This window comes from Streptomyces sp. CO7 (assembly GCF_053474865.1).
This window is the reverse complement of record NZ_JBRIOU010000006.1, coordinates 32,827-35,920: the sequence shown is the minus strand read 5'-3', so window position 1 is coordinate 35,920 and position 3,094 is coordinate 32,827. Positions and strand designations below refer to the sequence as shown.

Genomic DNA, 3,094 nt, shown 5'->3' with positions numbered 1-3,094 from the left:
CGCCCCGCGTGGGAGGAGGAGCCCTCCCCGGCCGGACAGGCGGGCAAGGGCTTCGCCCTCGGCCTGGCCTGCCTGTCGATCCTCTTCCCGCTGTGGATCGTCGTCGTCACCAGCCTCCAGACGAAGAAGACCATCGACGAGGCCGGCGGCCTGGTCGTGATTCCGAAGAGCATCACCTTCGTCGCCTACCAGGAACTGCTCGGCGGAGGGCAGGTGCAGCGCGCCACCCTGGTCAGCGTCGGCGTGACCCTGGTCGGCACCCTCTTCAGCATGAGTGTCTCGGTGCTCTGCGCCTACGGCCTCTCCCGCAGCGGCTCCCTCGGCCACCGCTGGATCCTGATGACCCTGCTCGCCACCATGTTCTTCGGCGCGGGCCTCATCCCCACCTACCTGCTGGTGCAGGCACTCGGTCTCACCGACACCTACCTGGCGCTGATCCTGCCCAGCGCGGTCAGCGTCTTCAACATCCTGGTCCTGCGCGCCTTCTTCATGAACATCTCCCAGGAACTGATCGACAGCGCCCGCATCGACGGAGCGGGGGAGTGGCGCATCCTGTTCCGCATCGTCGTGCCGCTCTCCCGGGCCGTGATCGCGGTCATCGCCCTCTTCTACGCGGTGGGCTACTGGAGCGCCTGGTTCAACGCGTCGATCTACCTGACGGACCAGGACATGATGCCGCTGCAGAACGTCATGATCCAGCTCGTCCAGCGCGAGCAGCGTCCGGTGGGCCTGTCCGCCCAGATCAACACCGGCGAACTCTCCCCACTGGCCATCCAGATGGCCGTGATGGTGATGGCGCTGCTGCCCGTCGCCGTGCTGTCGCCCTTCGTCCAGAAGCACTTCAAGGAGGGCATGCTCACGGGCGCCGTCAAGGGCTGACCCACGCAACCCGCCCACCCCACCGCACCCGTCTCCCTGCCCGCCATCCCTGCGAACGGGGTCACCGCAATGGACGCGTCCCCCACGAACCGTCCCACCCTCGCCGACGTCACCCGCGGCCGCATCCTCTTCGGCGGCGACTACAACCCGGAACAGTGGCCGGAGGAGACCTGGCACGAGGACGTCCGCCTGATGCGGGCGGCCGGAGTCAACTCCGTCACCGTCGGCGTCTTCTCCTGGTCCCGTCTCGAACCGGCGCCGGGCAAGCGGGACTTCGACTGGCTCGACCGGCTGATGGACCTCCTGCACGAGGCCGGCGTCGGCGTCGTCCTCGCCACCCCGACCGCCTCCCCGCCGCCCTGGCTCGGCCACCTCCACCCCGAGACACTGCCGCGCGACGAGGACGGCCACGTCGAGTGGTGGGGCGGCCGCCAGCACTTCTCCCACTCCAGCGCCGCCTACCGCCGGCACGCCGCCGCGATCACCGAGGACCTGGCGGCCCGCTACGCGAGCCACCCCGCCCTGACCATGTGGCACGTCAACAACGAGTACTGCACCTACGACTGGGGCGACGAGGCCGCGGCCCGCTTCCGCGACTGGCTGCGCCGCCGCCACGGCACCCTCGCCGCCCTGAACGAGGCCTGGGGAACCGCCTTCTGGAGCCAGGACTACGGGGACTGGGAACAGGTCCTGCCGCCCCGCCGCGCGCACTACCTGAAGAACCCCGCCCAGGTGCTCGACTTCCGGCGCTTCACCTCCGACATGCTCCTCGAGTGCTTCACGGCCGAACGCGACATCGTCCGCCGCCACACCCCGCACCTGCCGGTCACCACCAACTTCATGCCGCTGTGGGCGGGCCAGGACGCCTGGCGCTGGGCCGAGGAGGAGGACGTCGTCTCCGTCGACCTCTACCCCGACCCCCGCGACCCGCTCGGCGCGCAGAGCGGCGCCCTCGTGCAGGACATGACCCGCTCCCAGGCCCGCGGCCCGTGGATGCTCATGGAACAGGCGGCCGGCGCGGTCAACTGGCGCGGCGTGAACCACCCCAAGCCCCGCGGCCTCAACCGCCTGTGGACCCTGCAGGCGGTGGCCCGCGGCGCCGACGCCGTCTGCTACTTCCAGTGGCGCCAGTCGCGGCAGGGGGCCGAGAAGTTCCACTCCGCCATGCTCGGCCACGCCGGACCGCGGGGCCGCACCCACCAGGAGATCAAGCAGCTCGGAGCGGACCTGGCCCGCATCGCCCCGCACGTCCACGGCGGTCGCGTCACCGCCGACATCGCCGTGCTGCACGACTGGCACTCCTGGTGGGCGGGCGACCAGGAAGCCCGCCCCTCACGCGCCACGGAATACCCGCACACCCTCGGGGCCTGGCACCGCGCCCTGTGGCAGGCCCACCTCACCACCGACTTCGCCCACCCCGAACACGACCTGACCGCCTACCGGATGGTCGTCGTCCCCCAGCTCTACCTGCTCACCGACGCCGCCGTCGACAACCTCGTCGCCCACGTCGCCCGCGGCGGCACCCTCGTCTGCGGCTTCCTGACCGGGCTCGCCGACCAGAACGACCGGATCCGACCCGGCGGCATGGACGCCCGGCTGCGTGACCTGTTCGGCATCCGCACCCTCCACGAATGGTGGCCACTGGAGGAGGGCGAGAGCGTCCGCTGCGCCGGCTTCCGCGGCACCCTGTGGTCGGAGGAACTGGAGGCCGACGGCACCGCCGACGAGACCACGCCCTACCAGGGAGGCGAACTCGACGGCCTGCCCGCCGTCCTGCGCAAGGGCCGCGCCTGGTACCTCTCCACCCTCCCCGAACCCGAACCGCTGCGCGCCCTGCTGACCAGGGCGGCCACCGCCGCGGGCATCCGGCCGCCGCTGGACGGCCTGCCCGACCACGTCGAGGCGGTACGCCGCGGCGCCCTGCTCTTCCTCCTCAACCACGGCCCCGAACCGGTCACCGTCGACGTCCCCGGCACCCACCACGACCTCCTGACCGGCGCCACCCGCACCGACCGGGTCCCCCTCGCCCACCGCGGCGCCGCGGTCCTGAGGCCATGAGCGCGACCCCCGTCCACGGCACCTGGGAGCCGAACCCCGCCGCCCGCTGGGAGGACGCCTACCTCAGCGGCAACGGCCGGCACGGCGCCATGGCCTTCGGACACCCCCACGACGAACAGGTGATCGTCACCCACCACACCCTGGTCCGCCCCGACCC

The 3,094-nt window shown here is 71.7% G+C and carries 3 protein-coding genes; all 3 read left to right on the top strand.

Annotated elements, in window-relative coordinates; translation table 11 throughout:
* Nucleotides 1–879: carbohydrate ABC transporter permease (locus ACOV8S_RS21515; RefSeq protein ID WP_448319528.1), on the top strand; the 879-nt coding region annotated here is incomplete at its 5' end.
* 69 nt (nucleotides 880–948) lie between these two features.
* Complete coding sequence (locus ACOV8S_RS21510; protein WP_448319526.1) at nucleotides 949–2,937, top strand: beta-galactosidase; 1,989 nt, start codon at nucleotides 949–951, stop codon at nucleotides 2,935–2,937.
* Nucleotides 2,934–3,094, top strand: a 161-nt coding sequence (locus tag ACOV8S_RS21505) for a glycoside hydrolase N-terminal domain-containing protein (protein WP_448320103.1), incomplete at its 3' end; no start/stop codon positions are given. The genes ACOV8S_RS21510 and ACOV8S_RS21505, both read left to right, overlap by 4 nt.